This is a genomic window from Pseudomonas sp. LBUM1663 (assembly GCF_059695905.1).
In genome coordinates, this window is sequence record NZ_CP166792.1 from 1,288,870 (window position 1) to 1,305,123 (window position 16,254).

16 protein-coding genes are annotated in these 16,254 nt (G+C 59.2%); 15 read left to right on the top strand and 1 reads right to left on the bottom strand.

Going from position 1 to position 16,254, the window contains the following annotated elements:
• The first annotated feature begins 112 nt into the window (after positions 1-112).
• The 7 genes from ACA075_RS05665 to ispD all read left to right on the top strand — a co-directional run bounded on the left by ACA075_RS05665 (position 113) and on the right by ispD (position 7,879).
• Positions 113-1,060, top strand: coding sequence for an acetyl-CoA carboxylase carboxyltransferase subunit alpha (locus ACA075_RS05665; RefSeq protein WP_010462799.1), 948 nt, complete (start codon positions 113-115; stop codon positions 1,058-1,060).
• Between the two features lie 133 nt (positions 1,061-1,193).
• On the top strand, positions 1,194-2,522 hold the full coding sequence (gene tilS, locus ACA075_RS05670; protein ID WP_497297643.1) for a tRNA lysidine(34) synthetase TilS: 1,329 nt from the start codon (positions 1,194-1,196) through the stop codon (positions 2,520-2,522).
• Between the two features lie 274 nt (positions 2,523-2,796).
• Positions 2,797-4,428 (top strand): CTP synthase, encoded by a 1,632-nt coding sequence (gene pyrG, locus ACA075_RS05675; RefSeq protein ID WP_010462795.1) that lies wholly within the window; start codon positions 2,797-2,799, stop codon positions 4,426-4,428.
• Between the two features lie 5 nt (positions 4,429-4,433).
• Positions 4,434-5,279, top strand: coding sequence for a 3-deoxy-8-phosphooctulonate synthase (gene kdsA / locus ACA075_RS05680; protein ID WP_007949350.1), 846 nt, complete (start codon positions 4,434-4,436; stop codon positions 5,277-5,279).
• A 156-nt stretch (positions 5,280-5,435) separates the two neighbouring features.
• Positions 5,436-6,725, top strand: coding sequence for a phosphopyruvate hydratase (gene eno / locus ACA075_RS05685; RefSeq protein ID WP_138964488.1), 1,290 nt, complete (start codon positions 5,436-5,438; stop codon positions 6,723-6,725).
• Positions 6,726-6,896: 171 nt separating this feature from the next.
• Positions 6,897-7,175, top strand: a complete 279-nt coding sequence (gene ftsB / locus ACA075_RS05690) for a cell division protein FtsB (RefSeq protein WP_008028992.1) — start codon at positions 6,897-6,899, stop codon at positions 7,173-7,175.
• The gene (gene ispD, locus ACA075_RS05695) at positions 7,172-7,879 is read left to right on the top strand and encodes a 2-C-methyl-D-erythritol 4-phosphate cytidylyltransferase (RefSeq protein ID WP_497297646.1); all 708 of its coding nucleotides are present in this window, start codon (positions 7,172-7,174) and stop codon (positions 7,877-7,879) included. Before ftsB ends, ispD begins: the two co-directional genes overlap by 4 nt.
• Positions 7,880-8,033: 154 nt before the next feature.
• Here ispD and ACA075_RS05700 read toward each other — a convergent pair whose 3' ends face one another.
• On the bottom strand, positions 8,034-8,930 hold the full coding sequence (locus tag ACA075_RS05700; RefSeq protein ID WP_497297647.1) for a LysR substrate-binding domain-containing protein: 897 nt from the start codon (positions 8,928-8,930) through the stop codon (positions 8,034-8,036).
• A gap of 107 nt (positions 8,931-9,037) precedes the next feature.
• Between ACA075_RS05700 and ACA075_RS05705 the strand changes: the two genes are divergently transcribed.
• From ACA075_RS05705 to rpoS, 8 genes are all read left to right on the top strand, one after another.
• On the top strand, positions 9,038-10,150 hold the full coding sequence (locus tag ACA075_RS05705; RefSeq protein ID WP_027924991.1) for an S-(hydroxymethyl)glutathione dehydrogenase/class III alcohol dehydrogenase: 1,113 nt from the start codon (positions 9,038-9,040) through the stop codon (positions 10,148-10,150).
• An 8-nt stretch (positions 10,151-10,158) separates the two neighbouring features.
• Positions 10,159-11,004, top strand: coding sequence for an S-formylglutathione hydrolase (fghA, locus tag ACA075_RS05710; protein ID WP_497297648.1), 846 nt, complete (start codon positions 10,159-10,161; stop codon positions 11,002-11,004).
• 53 nt (positions 11,005-11,057) lie between these two features.
• The gene (gene ispF / locus ACA075_RS05715) at positions 11,058-11,531 is read left to right on the top strand and encodes a 2-C-methyl-D-erythritol 2,4-cyclodiphosphate synthase (protein WP_497297649.1); all 474 of its coding nucleotides are present in this window, start codon (positions 11,058-11,060) and stop codon (positions 11,529-11,531) included.
• Entirely contained in the window at positions 11,528-12,586 is a 1,059-nt protein-coding gene (gene truD / locus ACA075_RS05720) for a tRNA pseudouridine(13) synthase TruD (protein WP_497297650.1), read from the top strand. Before ispF ends, truD begins: the two co-directional genes overlap by 4 nt.
• Positions 12,574-13,323, top strand: a complete 750-nt coding sequence (surE, locus tag ACA075_RS05725; protein ID WP_131059177.1) for a 5'/3'-nucleotidase SurE — start codon at positions 12,574-12,576, stop codon at positions 13,321-13,323. The genes truD and surE overlap by 13 nt, the downstream gene beginning before the upstream one ends.
• A 41-nt stretch (positions 13,324-13,364) precedes the next feature.
• Positions 13,365-14,000, top strand: a complete 636-nt coding sequence (locus ACA075_RS05730; protein WP_170948756.1) for a protein-L-isoaspartate(D-aspartate) O-methyltransferase — start codon at positions 13,365-13,367, stop codon at positions 13,998-14,000.
• Positions 14,001-14,211: 211 nt separating this feature from the next.
• A complete protein-coding gene (locus ACA075_RS05735) occupies positions 14,212-15,069 on the top strand; it encodes a peptidoglycan DD-metalloendopeptidase family protein (RefSeq protein ID WP_497297651.1) in 858 nt (285 codons plus the stop codon).
• A gap of 105 nt (positions 15,070-15,174) precedes the next feature.
• The gene (gene rpoS / locus ACA075_RS05740; RefSeq protein ID WP_010462770.1) at positions 15,175-16,182 is read left to right on the top strand and encodes an RNA polymerase sigma factor RpoS; all 1,008 of its coding nucleotides are present in this window, start codon (positions 15,175-15,177) and stop codon (positions 16,180-16,182) included.
• Positions 16,183-16,254 lie beyond the last annotated feature (72 nt).

The following is a 16,254-nucleotide window of genomic DNA, read 5'->3' on the forward strand; positions in this document are numbered from 1 at the left end:
CTCGACCAGCATTTTTAATCTCGACCTGAACGCGCCTGTCCCTTAAGGTAGGGCGCGAATAGACAACCGGCCGGCCCAAGCTCTCTTGGATGTCGACCCAAGACGGACGCCTATGAACCCGAATTTTCTAGATTTCGAACAGCCGATCGCCGACCTGCAAGCCAAGATCGAAGAGTTGCGCTTGGTCGGTAACGACAATTCGCTGAATATCGGCGATGAGATCTCCCGCCTGCAGGACAAAAGCAGCACGCTGACCGAAGACATCTTCGGCAAGCTGACCAGCTGGCAGATCGCACGTCTCGCGCGTCACCCGAAACGTCCGTATACCCTGGACTACATCGAACACATCTTCACCGAGTTCGACGAACTGCACGGCGACCGTCACTTCTCCGATGACGCCGCGATCGTGGGCGGTATTGCCCGTCTGGACGATCAGCCGGTGATGATCATCGGTCACCAGAAAGGCCGTGAAGTGCGCGAGAAAGTTCGCCGCAACTTCGGCATGCCGCGCCCGGAAGGCTACCGCAAGGCGTGCCGCCTGATGGAAATGGCTGAACGTTTCAAAATGCCGATCCTGACCTTCATCGACACCCCGGGCGCCTACCCTGGCATCGACGCTGAAGAGCGCAACCAGAGCGAAGCGATTGCCTGGAACCTGCGCGTCATGGCCCGCCTGAAAACCCCAATCATCGCCACCGTGATCGGTGAAGGTGGTTCCGGTGGCGCTCTGGCGATCGGCGTTTGCGATCAGCTGAACATGCTGCAGTACTCGACCTACGCGGTGATCTCGCCGGAAGGTTGTGCCTCGATTCTGTGGAAAACCGCCGAGAAAGCCCCGGACGCTGCTGAAGCCATGGGTATCACCGCCGAGCGCCTTAAAGGCCTGGGCATCGTCGATAAAGTGATCGGCGAGCCATTGGGCGGCGCGCACCGCGATCCAGCGGCAGCGGCGGCTTCGATCCGTGCCGAGCTGAGCTCGCAACTGGCGATGCTGAAGAAGTTCGACAACGAGGCGCTGCTGGCCCGTCGTTACGAGCGTCTGATGAGCTACGGTCTCTAAGCCGAGCGCGCAATACCCATGTGGGAGCGAGCCTGCTCGCGATGAGGGTTTAACATTCAACGAATCAGTTGGCCGTTAAACCGCAATCGCGAGCAGGCTCGCTCCCACATTTGATTTGTGCAAAGGGATAGATATGGATCAGCCCTCCAATGATTTGCCTTCCCGGCTTCTGCTGAATCTAACCCCTTGGCGCACCGCCACAACCTGGCGCATCGCCTTCTCCGGCGGGCTCGATTCCACCGTCCTGCTGCACCTGCTCGCCCACCTCGCAAAAAACCAATCCCTGCCAGCGCTCAGCGCCCTCCATGTCCACCATGGTCTTCAGGCTGCGGCCGATGCGTGGCCGGCACATTGCCAATCCGTCTGTGATGCCTTGGGCGTGCCGCTACAGGTGGTTCACGTTCAGGTTCAGCCCGGCGCCAGCCTTGAGCGCGCCGCCCGGGATGCGCGCTATGGCGCGTTCATTGAGGTCACTCAAGCCAATGAACTGCTGCTGACCGCGCAGCACCGTGACGATCAGGTGGAAACCCTGCTGTTTCGGCTGTTGCGCGGGGCAGGGGTGAGGGGCTTGTCAGGCATGCCTCGCGAACGCGTCCTGGGTCGCGGGCATCTTCTGCGTCCGTTGCTCGATGTCACGCGCGCCGAGCTTGAGGCGTATGCGGCCGAGCATCAGTTGAGCTGGATCGAGGACCCGTCGAACCAGGACCGCCAATTCTCGCGCAATTACCTGCGCCATCAAGTGTTCCCGTTATTGACCGAGCGCTGGCCGCAAGCGATGGCGACCATGGCCCGCAGCGCCGCGCATCTGAGCGAAGCGCAGGGGTTGCTCGATGACCTGGCGCAAATCGATCTGGTCAGCGCCAGTACCGCCAATGAATTCGATTGGCTGGGTTTGCCGTCCCTGGAGCTGGCGCCGCTGGCAAAACTCTCCACCGCGCGCCAGCGCAACGCCGTGAGTCACTGGCTCACAGCGCTGACACGGCTGCCGGATAGCGACCATTGGTCGGGTTGGGATGATTTGCGCGATGCCACGGGTGATGCCCGCCCGATCTGGCGATTGGCGGAGGGCGAATTGCATCGGGCGAGAGGACGTATCTGGTGGCTGTCGGGCTGCTGGCTGCGCATTCCGCCCCCCGCCGGCGTCTGGGCCGATCCCACGACAGCGCTGGCGTTGCCGGGAAATGGTGTGCTGACACTCACCGGGCAAATCCCCGCTGGGCCGCTGCATATCCGCTATCGTGAAGGAGGCGAGGTCATGAATCTGCCTGATCGCGGCCACAGGGATCTCAAGCGTTTGCTCAACGAACGCGGTGTTCCAGGCTTCGTCCGTGGCAGATTGCCGCTGGTCTATCGCGCTGGACAATTGCTGGCGGTGGCCAGCGTGCGGGGCTTGAGTGGCAGTGAACAGCGTGGCTGGAATTTACACTGGCAGCCACCGGGCGAAGATCAAGGTTTGAGCTGAATGGGGCTTTCCGGTAGACTACGCTCCCTTCTTGATACAACTTCTGTGGATTCGCCTGAATTGCAGGAGTTGCCGATTACCAAGCAGTCTTTGCTGGGCGATTCCAAAAAATGTGTAGCGAGCAACGTACCGGTGTTCCATCTGCCGGTCTGTCCCAACGCGGCGGTTTTTTTGAAAGGTGCACTGTGATTAATGCAGGTGATCGGGGGCTTCGGCCTTCCTTCGCTTTCCCCGGCGGCTCGGACCGCTTTAACGCAGACTTCTAGGGTTTTTCATGACGCGCTACATATTCGTCACGGGCGGTGTTGTTTCTTCATTGGGGAAAGGCATCGCATCGGCTTCATTGGCGGCCATCCTGGAGGCGCGGGGACTTAAGGTCACCATGCTGAAGCTGGACCCGTACATCAACGTTGACCCGGGCACCATGAGCCCGTTCCAGCACGGTGAAGTGTTCGTCACCCACGACGGCGCCGAGACCGACCTGGACCTGGGCCACTACGAGCGGTTCATCCGCACGACCATGACCCAGAACAACAACTTCACCACCGGCCGTGTCTACGAACACGTCCTGCGCAAAGAGCGCCGTGGTGACTACCTGGGTGCAACCATCCAGGTGATCCCGCACATCACCGACGAAATCAAGCGCCGCATCATCAAGGGCGCCGGCGATGCCGACGTGGCCATGGTCGAGATCGGTGGCACCGTGGGTGACATCGAGTCGCAACCGTTCCTCGAAGCGATCCGCCAATTGCGTTTCGAAGTCGGCGCCAAGCGCGCGATGCTGATGCACCTGACACTGGTGCCGTACATCGCCACTGCCGGCGAAACCAAAACCAAGCCAACCCAGCACTCGGTCAAGGAACTGCGTTCCATCGGTCTGCAGCCAGATGTGCTGGTGTGCCGTTCCGATCACCCGATCGACATCTCGTCGCGTCGCAAGATCGCGCAGTTCACCAACGTTGAAGAGCGTGCGGTGATCGCGCTGGAAGACGCCGACACCATCTACAAGATCCCGGGCATCCTGCACTCCCAGGGCCTGGACGATTTCGTCGTCGAGCGTTTCGGCCTGCAATGCGGCAGCGCCGATCTGTCCGAGTGGGAAGCCGTGGTTGACGCCAAGCTGAACCCGGAACACGAAGTCACCATCGCGATGGTCGGCAAGTACATGGAACTGCTGGACGCCTACAAGTCGCTGATCGAAGCGATGAGTCACGCCGGCATCAGCAACCGCACCAAGGTCAACCTGCGCTACATCGATTCCGAAGACATCGAAAACCAGGGCACCGCGCTGCTGGAAGGTGTCGACGCGATCCTCGTACCGGGCGGCTTCGGTCTGCGCGGCGTGGAAGGCAAGATCACCGCCGTTCAATACGCTCGTGAAAACAAGGTTCCCTACCTCGGCATCTGCCTGGGCATGCAAGTGGCCGTGATCGAGTTCGCTCGTAACGTGCTGGGCTGGAAAGATGCCAACTCCACCGAGTTCGATCGTGCAAGCGGTCACCCGGTCGTGGGTCTGATCACCGAGTGGGAAGACGCTACTGGCGCGGTCGAAACCCGTACTGAATCGTCCGACCTGGGCGGCACCATGCGCCTCGGCGCTCAGGATTGCCTGCTGGAACCGGGTTCGCTGGTGCACGATTGCTATGCCAAGGACGTGATTGTCGAGCGTCACCGTCATCGCTACGAAGTGAACAACAACCTGCTGCCGCAAATCATGGAGGCAGGCCTGAAAATTTCCGGTCGTTCCGGTGATGGCGCGCTGGTCGAAGTGGTTGAAGCCCCGGATCATCCATGGTTCGTCGCTTGCCAGTTCCACCCTGAGTTCACCTCGACACCACGCGACGGTCACCCGTTGTTCAGCGGTTTCGTTAAAGCAGCTTTGGTTCAACACCAGAAGAAGGCGTAAATCCGATGGCGCAGAAGATCATCCGTGTAGGCGATATCGAGATTGCCAACGACAAGCCAATGGTGCTTTTCGGTGGCATGAACGTGCTGGAAAGCCGCGACATGGCGATGCAGGTCTGCGAAGAATACGTAAAGGTCACCGAGAAACTCGGTATCCCTTACGTGTTCAAGGCCAGCTTCGACAAGGCCAATCGTTCCTCCGTGACCTCTTACCGTGGCCCCGGCCTGGAAGAGGGCATGCGGATTTTCCAGGACATCAAGCAAGCCTTCGGCGTGCCGATCATCACCGACGTCCACGAGCCTGACCAGGCCGCGGTCGTCGCTGAAGTCTGCGACATCATCCAGCTGCCGGCCTTCCTGTCGCGCCAGACCGACCTCGTGGTCGCGATGGCCAAGACCGGCGCGGTGATCAACATCAAGAAAGCCCAGTTCCTCGCCCCGCATGAGATGAAACACATCCTGAGCAAGTGCGTGGAAGCGGGTAACGATCAGTTGATCCTCTGCGAACGCGGTTCGAGCTTTGGCTACAACAACCTGGTCGTCGACATGCTCGGCTTCGGCATCATGAAGCAGTTCGAATACCCGGTGTTCTTCGACGTGACCCACGCGCTGCAAATGCCCGGTGGTCGCTCCGATTCCGCCGGCGGTCGTCGCGCTCAGGTCACTGACCTGGCCAAGGCGGGCATGAGTCAGTCGCTGGCCGGTCTGTTCCTCGAAGCCCACCCGGACCCGGATAACGCCAAGTGCGACGGCCCTTGCGCCTTGCGCCTGGACAAACTGGAGCCATTCCTGGCCCAGCTCAAAGCCCTGGACGAACTGGTGAAGAGTTTTCCGACGGTAGAGACCGCGTAAACCTCATTTCTCCGGTAAAGTACCGCACGATTTGTTGCTCAGGCCCTCGGGCCTGAGCCTTATCGTCCGCAAGTCTGCCCGCTGCACACCACTTGCCGACGGTAAAAGATTTCCTCTAGCTGCGTCGTTTTCGTCAACTTTGGAGTGTTTACAACAATGGCAAAAATCGTCGACATCAAAGGTCGTGAAGTTCTCGACTCCCGTGGCAATCCCACCGTGGAAGCGGACGTGCTTCTCGATAACGGCATCATCGGCAGCGCTTGCGCGCCGTCCGGTGCTTCCACTGGCTCGCGTGAAGCGCTCGAGCTGCGTGATGGCGACAAGAGCCGTTACCTGGGCAAAGGCGTGCTCAAAGCCGTCGCCAACATCAACGGTCCGATCCGCGACCTGTTGAAAGGTACAGACCCAAGCGACCAGAAAGCGCTGGATCACGCGATGATCAAGCTCGACGGTACTGAAAACAAAGGTTCCCTGGGCGCCAACGCGATCCTCGCCGTTTCCCTGGCCGCGGCCAAGGCAGCAGCACAGGACCAGGACCTGCCGCTGTACGCTCACATCGCCAACCTGAACGGCACCCCGGGTGTTTACTCGATGCCGGTTCCGATGATGAACATCATCAACGGCGGCGAGCACGCCGATAATAACGTCGACATCCAGGAATTCATGGTTCAGCCGGTTGGCGCCAAGTCTTTCTCGGAAGGTTTGCGCATGGGCACCGAGATTTTCCATCACCTCAAAGCTGTGCTGAAGGCCCGTGGCCTGAGCACTGCCGTGGGTGACGAAGGTGGTTTCGCACCGAACCTGGCTTCCAACGAAGACGCGTTGAAAGTGATCTCCGAAGCCGTGGCCAACGCAGGTTACAAGCTGGGCACCGATGTGACGCTGGCACTGGACTGCGCGGCCAGCGAATTCTACGAAGACGGCAAATACAACCTGTCCGGCGAAGGCCAGGTCTTCACCGCCGAAGGTTTCGCCGACTACCTCAAAGGCCTGACCGAGCGTTATCCGATCATCTCGATCGAAGACGGTCTGGACGAGTCCGACTGGGCTGGCTGGAAAATCCTCACCGACAAGATCGGCGAGAAAGTCCAACTGGTAGGCGACGACCTGTTCGTGACCAATACCAAGATCCTGAAAGAAGGCATCGATAAAAAGATCGCCAACTCGATCCTGATCAAGTTCAACCAGATCGGTACCCTGACCGAAACCCTGGAAGCCATCCAGATGGCCAAGGCCGCTGGTTACACCGCCGTGATCTCGCACCGCTCCGGCGAAACCGAAGATTCGACCATTGCCGATCTGGCGGTGGGCACCTCGGCTGGCCAGATCAAGACCGGCTCCCTGTGCCGTTCGGACCGCGTGTCCAAGTACAACCAACTGCTGCGTATCGAAGAGCAGTTGAACGGCAAAGCCAAGTACAACGGTCGCAGCGAATTCCGCGGTTAATCGTTAACTGGTAAAAAGACACCGGATTGTGTCGGAAAAATCGCTACAGCGATGGATTTGCCACTAATCTGATGCCTTATAAGCACAAGCCTGGGTCTTCCAGGCTTCGTGCTATCAGAAGCTTCAAAGTTTTGGCATGGCTGTCTTTTTTCACTGGATACCTGATATTCGATGCGCAGTCCCAATTGGTTGTTCCTCGTCTTGCTCTTGCTGCTGGCTGGCCTGCAATACCGCCTGTGGGTGGGTAATGGCAGTCTGGCGCAAGTGGCCGAGTTGACTCAGCAGATCGCAGATCAACACGCTGAGAACGAAGGGTTGCTGGAACGCAATCGGGTCATGGACGCTGAAGTCAGTGAGTTGAAAAAAGGTATGGAGACCGTTGAAGAGCGGGCTCGCCATGAGTTGGGCATGGTCAAGGACGGTGAAACCCTTTACCAGTTGGCTCAATGAGTAACCCGTTACCGGCCTTCTGGGCCGTGATTCCTGCCGCGGGCGTCGGTGCCCGTATGGCTGCGGACCGTCCCAAGCAATACTTGCAACTGGGCGGGCGCACTATTCTCGAACACAGCCTTTGCTGTTTCCTTGATCATCCTGCCCTGAAGGGGTTGGTGGTCAGTCTTGCTGTGGATGATCCTTATTGGCCAAACCTGGCGTGTGCTGCCGATCCGCGTATTCAGCGGGTTGACGGTGGCGACGAGCGTTCCGGTTCGGTGCTCAATGCCTTGCTGCATTTGCATGCGCAGGGTGCTGACGATGAAGACTGGGTACTGGTTCACGACGCCGCACGACCGAATCTGAGTCGCGACGATCTGGACAAGTTGCTGACTGAACTGGCTGACGATCCGGTGGGTGGGCTGCTGGCAGTGCCGGCACGCGATACCCTGAAGCGGGTCGACAAGCACGGTCGGGTGGTTGAAACCGTGGATCGCAGCGTGATCTGGCAAGCCTATACGCCGCAGATGTTTCGCCTTGGCGCGTTGCATCGGGCCTTGGCGGACAGTCTGGTGGCGGATGCGTTGGTGACGGATGAAGCTTCGGCCATGGAGTGGGCCGGGTTGGCGCCGCGTCTGATTGAAGGGCGGTCCGATAATCTCAAGGTTACTCGCCCTGAAGACCTCGAATGGTTGCGTCAGCGCTGGGCTAACCGCTGCTGAGTTGTTCGTTGACTCTTCGATCGCTATCGCGAGCAAGCTCGCTCCCACAGTTTTTGCGTTGCTCACCTTTTCAGCGTTCACCAGAGATCCAATGTAGGTGCGAGCCTGCTCGCGATAGCGGTGATTCAGACAACAAATACGGCACTGATATACATCAGCTCCGGTACTCCGGCCTTTGCGCCAACCCTTCCTTCAAATAATCCACCAACTTGCGCACCTTCGGCGACAGATGCCGCTGCTGTGGATAAAGCGCCCAAACCGCCGTATTCGGTGGTTGGTGCGCCTCCAGCAGTGAAATCAATTCGCCGTTTTTCAGATGCTCCAGCACGTAATAGTCCGGCAGCTGACACAAACCCACCCCCTGTAGCGCCGCATCCAGAACCGCTTGCCCACTGTTGCAGCGCCAGTTTCCCTGCACTCGCTGGGAAAATTCCCGCCCATTCTGTTCCAGTTGCCACATGTCCGAACTGCCAATGAGGCAATTGTGGCGGCTGAGTTCCGACAAGCTGTGCGGGCGACCATACCGTTCCACGTAGGAAGGCGACGCGCACAAATACATGCGCCGTGGTGCCAGGCGTGTGGCGACCAATCGTGAATCCTGAAGACGTCCGAGGCGGATCGCCAGGTCCAGTCCTTCGTGCACCAGGTCGAGAGGGCGGTTGCTCAGTTCAATGTCGACGCGCAATTGTGGATAAAGGCCCATGAAACGGGTCACCAGCGGCACAATGAAGCGTTCGCCATACGCCACGGCGCAGGTCATGCGCAGCATGCCCTTGGGTTCGCTGGTCAGGTCGCCGACTGCGCGCAAGGCTTCTTCGCGACCGTCCTGCAAGCGCTGGCAATGTTGCAAAAAGGTTTGCCCGGCTTCGGTCAGCGTAACCCGGCGAGTGCTGCGGTAAAGCAGTCGCGTCTGAAGACGCTCTTCGAGGCGTGCGATTTGTCGACTGATGTGAGAGGAAGAAACCCCAAGGCGTTCCGCCGCCGCCGTGAATTGGCTGCACTCGGCTACGGCGACGAACTCGTCGATCCCTTCCCAGCGGTTTTCAGACATCAAGGATTATCCCTGTATGGCAATAATGTTTTGCTTTTGCCTGGATTATTCCTCGTAAGGCGCTGTATTACACTCCCTGTCTCGTTTTTATTCATTGGAGAACCCACATGATCAAGTCGCGCGCTGCCGTTGCCTTCGAGGCCAAGAAACCTCTCGAGATTGTCGAAGTCGATGTCGCCATGCCCAAGGCCGGTGAAGTTCTGTTGCGTGTGGTGGCCTCCGGCGTCTGTCATACCGATGCCTACACCCTGTCGGGCGCTGACCCGGAAGGCATCTTCCCGTCGATCCTCGGTCACGAAGGTGGCGCGGTGGTTGAAGCGATCGGCGAGGGCGTGACCTCCGTCGCGGTCGGCGACCACGTGATCCCGCTGTACACCCCGGAATGCCGCCAGTGCAAATTCTGCCTGTCGGGCAAAACCAACCTGTGCCAGGCGATTCGTGCGACTCAGGGCAAGGGTCTGATGCCGGATGGCACCTCGCGTTTTTCCTACAAGGGCCAGCCGATTTTCCACTACATGGGCACCTCGACCTTCTCCGAATACACCGTGCTGCCGGAAATCTCCGTCGCCAAGATTGCGAAAGAAGCCCCCCTGGAAAAAGTCTGCCTGCTGGGTTGCGGTGTCACCACCGGCATCGGCGCGGTGCTCAATACCGCGAAGGTAAAACCGGGTGACACCGTGGCCATTTTCGGTCTGGGCGGCATCGGTCTGTCGGCTGTGATCGGTGCGGTAAAAGCCAAGGCGGCGCGGATCATTGCCATCGACATCAACCCGGCCAAATTCGAAATTGCCAAGCAGTTGGGTGCAACCGATTGCGTGAACCCGAAAGATTTCGACCGTCCGATCCAGGAAGTCATCGTCGACATGACTGACGGCGGCGTCGACTTTTCCTTCGAGTGCATCGGCAATGTGCAATTGATGCGTGCGGCCCTTGAGTGCTGCCACAAGGGCTGGGGCGAGTCGGTGATTATCGGCGTGGCCGGTGCCGGCCAGGAAATCTCCACCCGTCCATTCCAACTGGTGACCGGGCGCGTCTGGCGTGGTTCGGCATTCGGCGGCGTGCGCGGTCGCACCGAGTTGCCAAGCTATGTCGAAATGGCCGAAACCGGCGAAATCCCGCTGGATACGTTCATCACCCACACCATGGGCCTGGAAGATATCAACAAGGCTTTCGACCTGATGCACGAAGGCAAAAGCATCCGTAGCGTCATCCATTTCTGAGGTCGGTCATGAGCCTGGAAAATATCTCCTGCCAGAAAAGCTTCGGCGGCTGGCACAAACGCTACAAGCACCGCTCCGATGTGCTCGGCTGCGACATGGTGTTCGCCGTGTACCTGCCGCCGCAAGCGGAGCAGGGCGGCAAGTTGCCGGTGCTGTATTGGTTGTCCGGCCTGACCTGCACCGACGAGAACTTCATGCACAAGGCCGGCGCGATGCGTATGGCCGCGGAGCTGGGAGTGATCATCGTCGCACCGGACACCAGCCCTCGCGGTCCCGATGTGCCGGGTGATCCGGACGGTGCGTGGGACTTCGGCCTCGGCGCCGGGTTTTATCTGAATGCCACGCAGGAACCGTGGTCGCGGCACTATCGGATGCATGACTATGTCGTGCAGGAATTGCCGGCATTGGTTGAGGCTCATTTCCCGGCGTCGGACAAGCGCGGTATCAGCGGTCACTCCATGGGCGGCCACGGTGCGTTGGTCTGTGCCTTGCGCAATCCGGGGCGATATCAGTCGGTGTCGGCGTTCTCGCCGATCAACAATCCAATGGATTGCCCGTGGGGCCAGAAAGCCTTTTCCCGTTACCTGGGCGAAGACCGTTCGAAGTGGCGCGAGTGGGATGCCTGCGCGTTGATCGCCGAAGCCGACGAGAAGCTGCCGCTGCTGGTCGACCAAGGGGATCGCGATGATTTCCTGGCCACTCAGCTCAAGCCAGAAGCCTTGCAACAGGCGGCCAAACTGGCCGGTCATCCGCTGACGTTGCGCCTGCAACCGGGTTACGACCACAGCTATTTCTTCATCGCCAGCTTCATCGACGACCACTTGCAACATCACGCGCGTGCTCTAAGCGCCTAATGTCCGACAAAGCAGGTAGAATCACGCCCTGACAAAAATCGGGGCGTTTTTTTATGCGTATTGGCCACGGCTATGATGTGCACCGTTTCGCTGAAGGCGATTTCATTACTCTGGGCGGTGTGCGGATTGCACACGGCTTCGGGCTGCTCGCTCACTCCGACGGTGACGTCCTGCTGCACGCCTTGAGCGACGCCTTGCTCGGCGCCTCCGCGCTGGGTGATATCGGCAAGCACTTCCCGGACACCGACCCGACATTCAAGGGCGCCGACAGCCGCGTGCTGTTGCGTCACGTCGTCGCACTGATCCACGCCAAAGGCTGGAAAGTCGGCAACGTCGATAACACCATCGTCGCCCAGGCGCCGAAAATGGCCCCGCATATCGAATCGATGCGCGCGCTGATTGCCGCGGATCTTCAAGTTGAGTTGGATCAAGTGAACGTGAAAGCTACCACCACCGAAAAGCTTGGCTTTGTCGGTCGCGAAGAAGGCATTGCCGTGCATTCCGTTGCCTTGTTGCTGCGCGCATGAACGAAGCGCAATTGCTCGGCCCGCGGGCCTATGGTGACGCCCTCGGTACGGCGGTTTTAAAAGCCACGGCGGAAGATTTTCAGGTCGATGAAGTGCTCGATATCCCCCTCAGTGGTGATGGCGAACACCTGTGGATCTGGGTGGAAAAGCGCGGCCTGAATACCGAAGAAGCGGCACGGCGCATTGCCAAGGCGGCGGGTGTGCCATTGCGCACCGTCAGTTATGCAGGCCTCAAGGATCGTCAGGCGCTGACTCGCCAGTGGTTCAGCGTGCAGCTGCCGGGCAAGGCTGATCCTGATTTGTCGGCGGCCGAAAACGACACGCTGAAAATCCTCAAGACCGGTCGACACAAGCGCAAGCTGCAACGCGGTGCCCATTCGGCGAATGGCTTCACCTTGCGCCTGACGCAATTCGCTGGCGACAAGGCAGCAATCGAAGCGCGGCTGCAGCTGATCGCCAAGCAAGGTATTCCGAATTATTTTGGTGCCCAGCGTTTCGGCTTTGATGGCGGTAACGTGGTCGATGCCCGTGCCTGGGCCGCGCGCAAGGCGTTGCCGGAGCAACGCAATGTCCGTTCGCGCCTGCTCTCCACCGCCCGCAGTTTTCTGTTTAATCAAGTGCTGGCGGCGCGTGTGGCGGATGGCACCTGGCAGAAAGCGCAGGTCGGCGATCTGCTGGCCTTCACTGACAGCCGCAGTTTTTTTCCGGCAGGTGAAGCCGAGTGCAGCGACCCGCGCCTGGCGATTCTCGACCTGCACCCGACCGGTCCCCAGTGGGGCGAAGGTGACTCGCCGGCGACCGGCGCTGTCCATGTACTGGAGCAGGCAATCGCCGCTCGCGAAGCGGATCTGCGCGATTGGTTGATTAACGCCGGAATGAGCCACGAACGTCGCATCCTGCGGCTGCCCATTGGTGGGTTGACGTGGCATTATCCCGAGCCTGACATTCTGCAACTGGAATTCGTCCTCCCGGCCGGATGCTTTGCCACCGTATTGGTGCGCGAGCTTGTTGATCTGGTGCCGGTGGGGCAGACGGACAGCCCATGCGTATTCTGATTTCTAACGACGATGGGGTAACCGCACCCGGTCTTGCCGCGCTTTATGCTGCGCTGGCGGATTACACCGAGTGCGTGGTTATCGCCCCGGACCAGGACAAAAGCGGCGCCAGCAGTTCGCTGACGCTCGACCGTCCGTTGCACCCGCAAACCCTGGCTAACGGCTTTATCAGCCTGAACGGCACACCCACCGATTGCGTGCACTTGGGCCTTAACGGCTTGCTGGAGCGCGAACCGGATATGGTGGTTTCCGGCATCAACCTGGGCGCCAACCTGGGCGACGACGTGCTGTATTCCGGCACCGTTGCGGCGGCACTCGAGGGGCGTTTCCTTGAGCGTCCTTCGTTCGCCTTTTCGTTGGTCTCACGTCAAGTGGAGAACCTTCCCACGGCCGCTTACTTTGCGCGCAAACTGGTCGAGGCCCACGCCGACCTCGACTTGCCACCACGCACGGTATTGAACGTGAACATTCCCAATTTGCCGCTGGACCACATTCGCGGCATTCAGCTGACCCGCCTCGGGCACCGCGCACGTGCTGCGGCACCGATGAAAGTGGTCGACCCGCGCGGCAAGTCCGGTTACTGGATCGCCGCCGCCGGGGATGCCGAAGATGGTGGCCCGGGGACCGATTTCCACGCGGTGATGCAGGGCTATGTGTCGATTACCCCGCTGCAACTGGATCGCACCTTCAATGATGCCTTCAGAAGTCTCGATGGCTGGTTGGAGGGGTTGCGCTAATGGCTCGTGAACAAGACGATATTCTGCGTCGCGGCATCGGGATGACCTCGCAACGAACCCGCGAGCGTCTGATTCAACGCCTGTATGAGGAAGGGGTTTCCAACGCCAAGGTGCTGGAAGTCATCCGTCGTACACCGCGTCACTTGTTCGTCGACGAAGCGCTGGCTCATCGTGCCTACGAAGACACGGCGCTGCCGATCGGACACAACCAGACCATCTCCCAGCCTTATATGGTGGCGCGCATGAGCGAGCTGCTGCTGGAAGCGGGTCCCTTGGACAAGGTGATGGAAATCGGCACCGGCTCGGGCTACCAGACGGCGGTACTGTCGCAGTTGGTTGAACGGGTGTTCTCCGTGGAGCGCATCAAGGTTTTGCAGGACCGGGCCAAGGAACGCCTGGTAGAGCTGAACCTGCGCAACGTGGTGTTTCGCTGGGGCGATGGCTGGGAAGGCTGGCCGGCACTGGCCCCGTACAACGGCATTATCGTCACTGCAGTGGCCACCGATGTCCCTCAAGCGCTGCTCGATCAGTTGGCGCCAGGTGGGCGACTGGTGATTCCTGTCGGCTCCGGTGAGGTGCAGCAACTGATGCTGATCATCCGCGAAGAACACGGCTTTTCACGTCGTGTTCTGGGGTCGGTTCGTTTCGTGCCACTACTCAACGGGCCGCTGGCCTGAGCATTTGTTCAGGCACGCTGAATTCTCCTCGATTGTCCGGGTCTTACAGCGGCATCGATGTGTTAAACGGGATTCATCGGCAGGCAGCAAACGTGTGCGCGAGGCGATTTCGCTTCATTAAAGGTAAAGCCTGTTCGGCCCGTTATACTTGCGACATTTCGTGCCGAAACACGGCAATCCACTATTTCAGCCACCACAAAGGGAGCGGCGGGTGAGTCTCACAGTCATTGCGCAGCGTATGGGTACAAAGAGCTTTCAGCGCCTGGTGACTGGCCTCGTCTTGAGCACCTTGCTGGTCGGTTGCTCCAGTTCCAAAACGAGTGACGTGCGTGTCGTCGATCGCAACAAAACCGTCGCCCAGCGCCCGGCGGTGACCACGGGTCAATACGTCGTTCGACCAAAAGATACGTTGTTCTCGATCGCTTTTCGCTACGGCTGGGACTACAAAGCCCTCGCCGCACGGAACAATATTCCTACGCCGTATACGATCCATCCGGGTCAGACAATTCGCTTCGACGGTCGCACCGGATCAACGTCGGCGCCGGTGGCCAGTGCTACCGATTCAACGCCTTCGTCGTCGCTGAAAACCACGGTAATCCGGCGTCAGCCGAATGGCGCAACGACCAGCACAGCGGTGGTTGCACCGTCCGTCGCCAGCAAGCCGACCCCCGCTCCGATGCCTCCTCCGGGCCCGGCCCCGACCGGCTGGGGATGGCCATCTAATGGCATTCTGATTGGAAAGTTCTCCTCAAACGGTAGTTTGAATAAAGGAATTGATATCGCCGGGGATTTGGGACAGCCTGTTTTAGCTGCGTCTGATGGGACGGTGGTATACGCCGGGAGTGGCTTAAGGGGCTACGGCGAATTAGTCATCATCAAACACAGCGACACCTACGTCAGTGCCTACGGACATAACCGCAGGCTGTTGGTTCGGGAGGGGCAGCAGGTCAAAGTCGGACAGACAATTGCCGAAATGGGGTCAACGGGTACAGACCGGGTGAAACTGCATTTTGAGATTCGCCGACAAGGTAAACCTGTAGATCCGCTGCAGTTCCTGCCACGTCGTTGATTTGTTACCAGCCTGTTCCGTCACGTAGAGGGGACAGGCTCCAGCGTTGCCAAGGATAAAGGCGCCGCTTGAGCTTGGGGTCGAACTCACCAAAGGACTATAACAATGGCTCTCAGTAAAGAAGTGCCGGAGTTTGACATCGACGATGAGGTTCTCCTTATGGAGACCGGCATCGCTACGGATTCGATGTCGAATGATGAAGGGGCTGCTCCACCTTCCGTTCGTGCCAAATCCAAACACTCCGCTTCGCTAAAGCAACACAAGTACATCGACTACACGCGGGCACTTGATGCCACGCAGCTTTACCTCAACGAAATCGGCTTTTCCCCGCTGCTCTCCCCGGAAGAAGAAGTTCATTTTGCGCGTCTGTCGCAAAGTGGCGATCCGGCCGGGCGTAAACGCATGATTGAAAGCAACCTGCGGCTGGTGGTGAAAATCGCCCGGCGTTACGTCAATCGTGGGCTGTCGCTGCTGGACCTGATCGAAGAGGGCAACCTCGGACTGATCCGGGCAGTGGAGAAATTCGATCCTGAGCGCGGCTTCCGCTTTTCGACTTACGCTACCTGGTGGATTCGTCAGACCATCGAGCGCGCAATCATGAATCAGACCCGGACCATCCGGTTGCCGATTCATGTGGTCAAAGAGCTTAACGTGTACCTGCGGGCTGCACGGGAGCTGACCCAAAAACTCGATCACGAACCCTCACCCGAAGAAATCGCCAACCTGCTGGAAAAACCAGTGGCAGAGGTCAAGCGCATGCTCGGCTTGAACGAGCGGGTTTCTTCGGTCGACGTCTCGCTGGGTCCGGATTCGGATAAAACCCTGCTGGACACCCTTACGGATGACCGACCAACCGATCCATGCGAACTGTTGCAGGACGACGACCTGTCCCAGAGCATCGATCAATGGCTTTCGGAACTGACCGACAAGCAACGTGAAGTGGTGGTACGCCGCTTCGGCCTGCGCGGCCACGAGAGCAGCACGCTTGAAGATGTGGGCCTGGAAATCGGCCTGACCCGGGAACGGGTCAGACAGATTCAGGTGGAAGGCCTGAAACGTCTTCGGGAGATTCTCGAGAAGAACGGCCTGTCGAGCGAGTCACTGTTTCAGTAAATAACGCGCTTGAGTGGCATTGGAAAACCCCGACTGGTTCGGGGTTTTTTAATGCCTGGGAGATGGCTGGCA

Bases quoted from the DNA above. Each gene is read 5' to 3' on its own strand.
- ACA075_RS05665 (WP_010462799.1), top strand. From the start codon at position 113: ATGAACCCGAATTTTCTAGATTTCGAACAGCCGATCGCCGACCTGCAA.
- tilS (WP_497297643.1), top strand. From the start codon at position 1,194: ATGGATCAGCCCTCCAATGATTTGCCTTCCCGGCTTCTGCTGAATCTA.
- pyrG (WP_010462795.1), top strand. From the start codon at position 2,797: ATGACGCGCTACATATTCGTCACGGGCGGTGTTGTTTCTTCATTGGGG.
- kdsA (WP_007949350.1), top strand. From the start codon at position 4,434: ATGGCGCAGAAGATCATCCGTGTAGGCGATATCGAGATTGCCAACGAC.
- eno (WP_138964488.1), top strand. From the start codon at position 5,436: ATGGCAAAAATCGTCGACATCAAAGGTCGTGAAGTTCTCGACTCCCGT.
- ftsB (WP_008028992.1), top strand. From the start codon at position 6,897: ATGCGCAGTCCCAATTGGTTGTTCCTCGTCTTGCTCTTGCTGCTGGCT.
- ispD (WP_497297646.1), top strand. From the start codon at position 7,172: ATGAGTAACCCGTTACCGGCCTTCTGGGCCGTGATTCCTGCCGCGGGC.
- ACA075_RS05700 (WP_497297647.1), bottom strand. From the start codon at position 8,930: ATGTCTGAAAACCGCTGGGAAGGGATCGACGAGTTCGTCGCCGTAGCC.
- ACA075_RS05705 (WP_027924991.1), top strand. From the start codon at position 9,038: ATGATCAAGTCGCGCGCTGCCGTTGCCTTCGAGGCCAAGAAACCTCTC.
- fghA (WP_497297648.1), top strand. From the start codon at position 10,159: ATGAGCCTGGAAAATATCTCCTGCCAGAAAAGCTTCGGCGGCTGGCAC.
- ispF (WP_497297649.1), top strand. From the start codon at position 11,058: ATGCGTATTGGCCACGGCTATGATGTGCACCGTTTCGCTGAAGGCGAT.
- truD (WP_497297650.1), top strand. From the start codon at position 11,528: ATGAACGAAGCGCAATTGCTCGGCCCGCGGGCCTATGGTGACGCCCTC.
- surE (WP_131059177.1), top strand. From the start codon at position 12,574: ATGCGTATTCTGATTTCTAACGACGATGGGGTAACCGCACCCGGTCTT.
- ACA075_RS05730 (WP_170948756.1), top strand. From the start codon at position 13,365: ATGACCTCGCAACGAACCCGCGAGCGTCTGATTCAACGCCTGTATGAG.
- rpoS (WP_010462770.1), top strand. From the start codon at position 15,175: ATGGCTCTCAGTAAAGAAGTGCCGGAGTTTGACATCGACGATGAGGTT.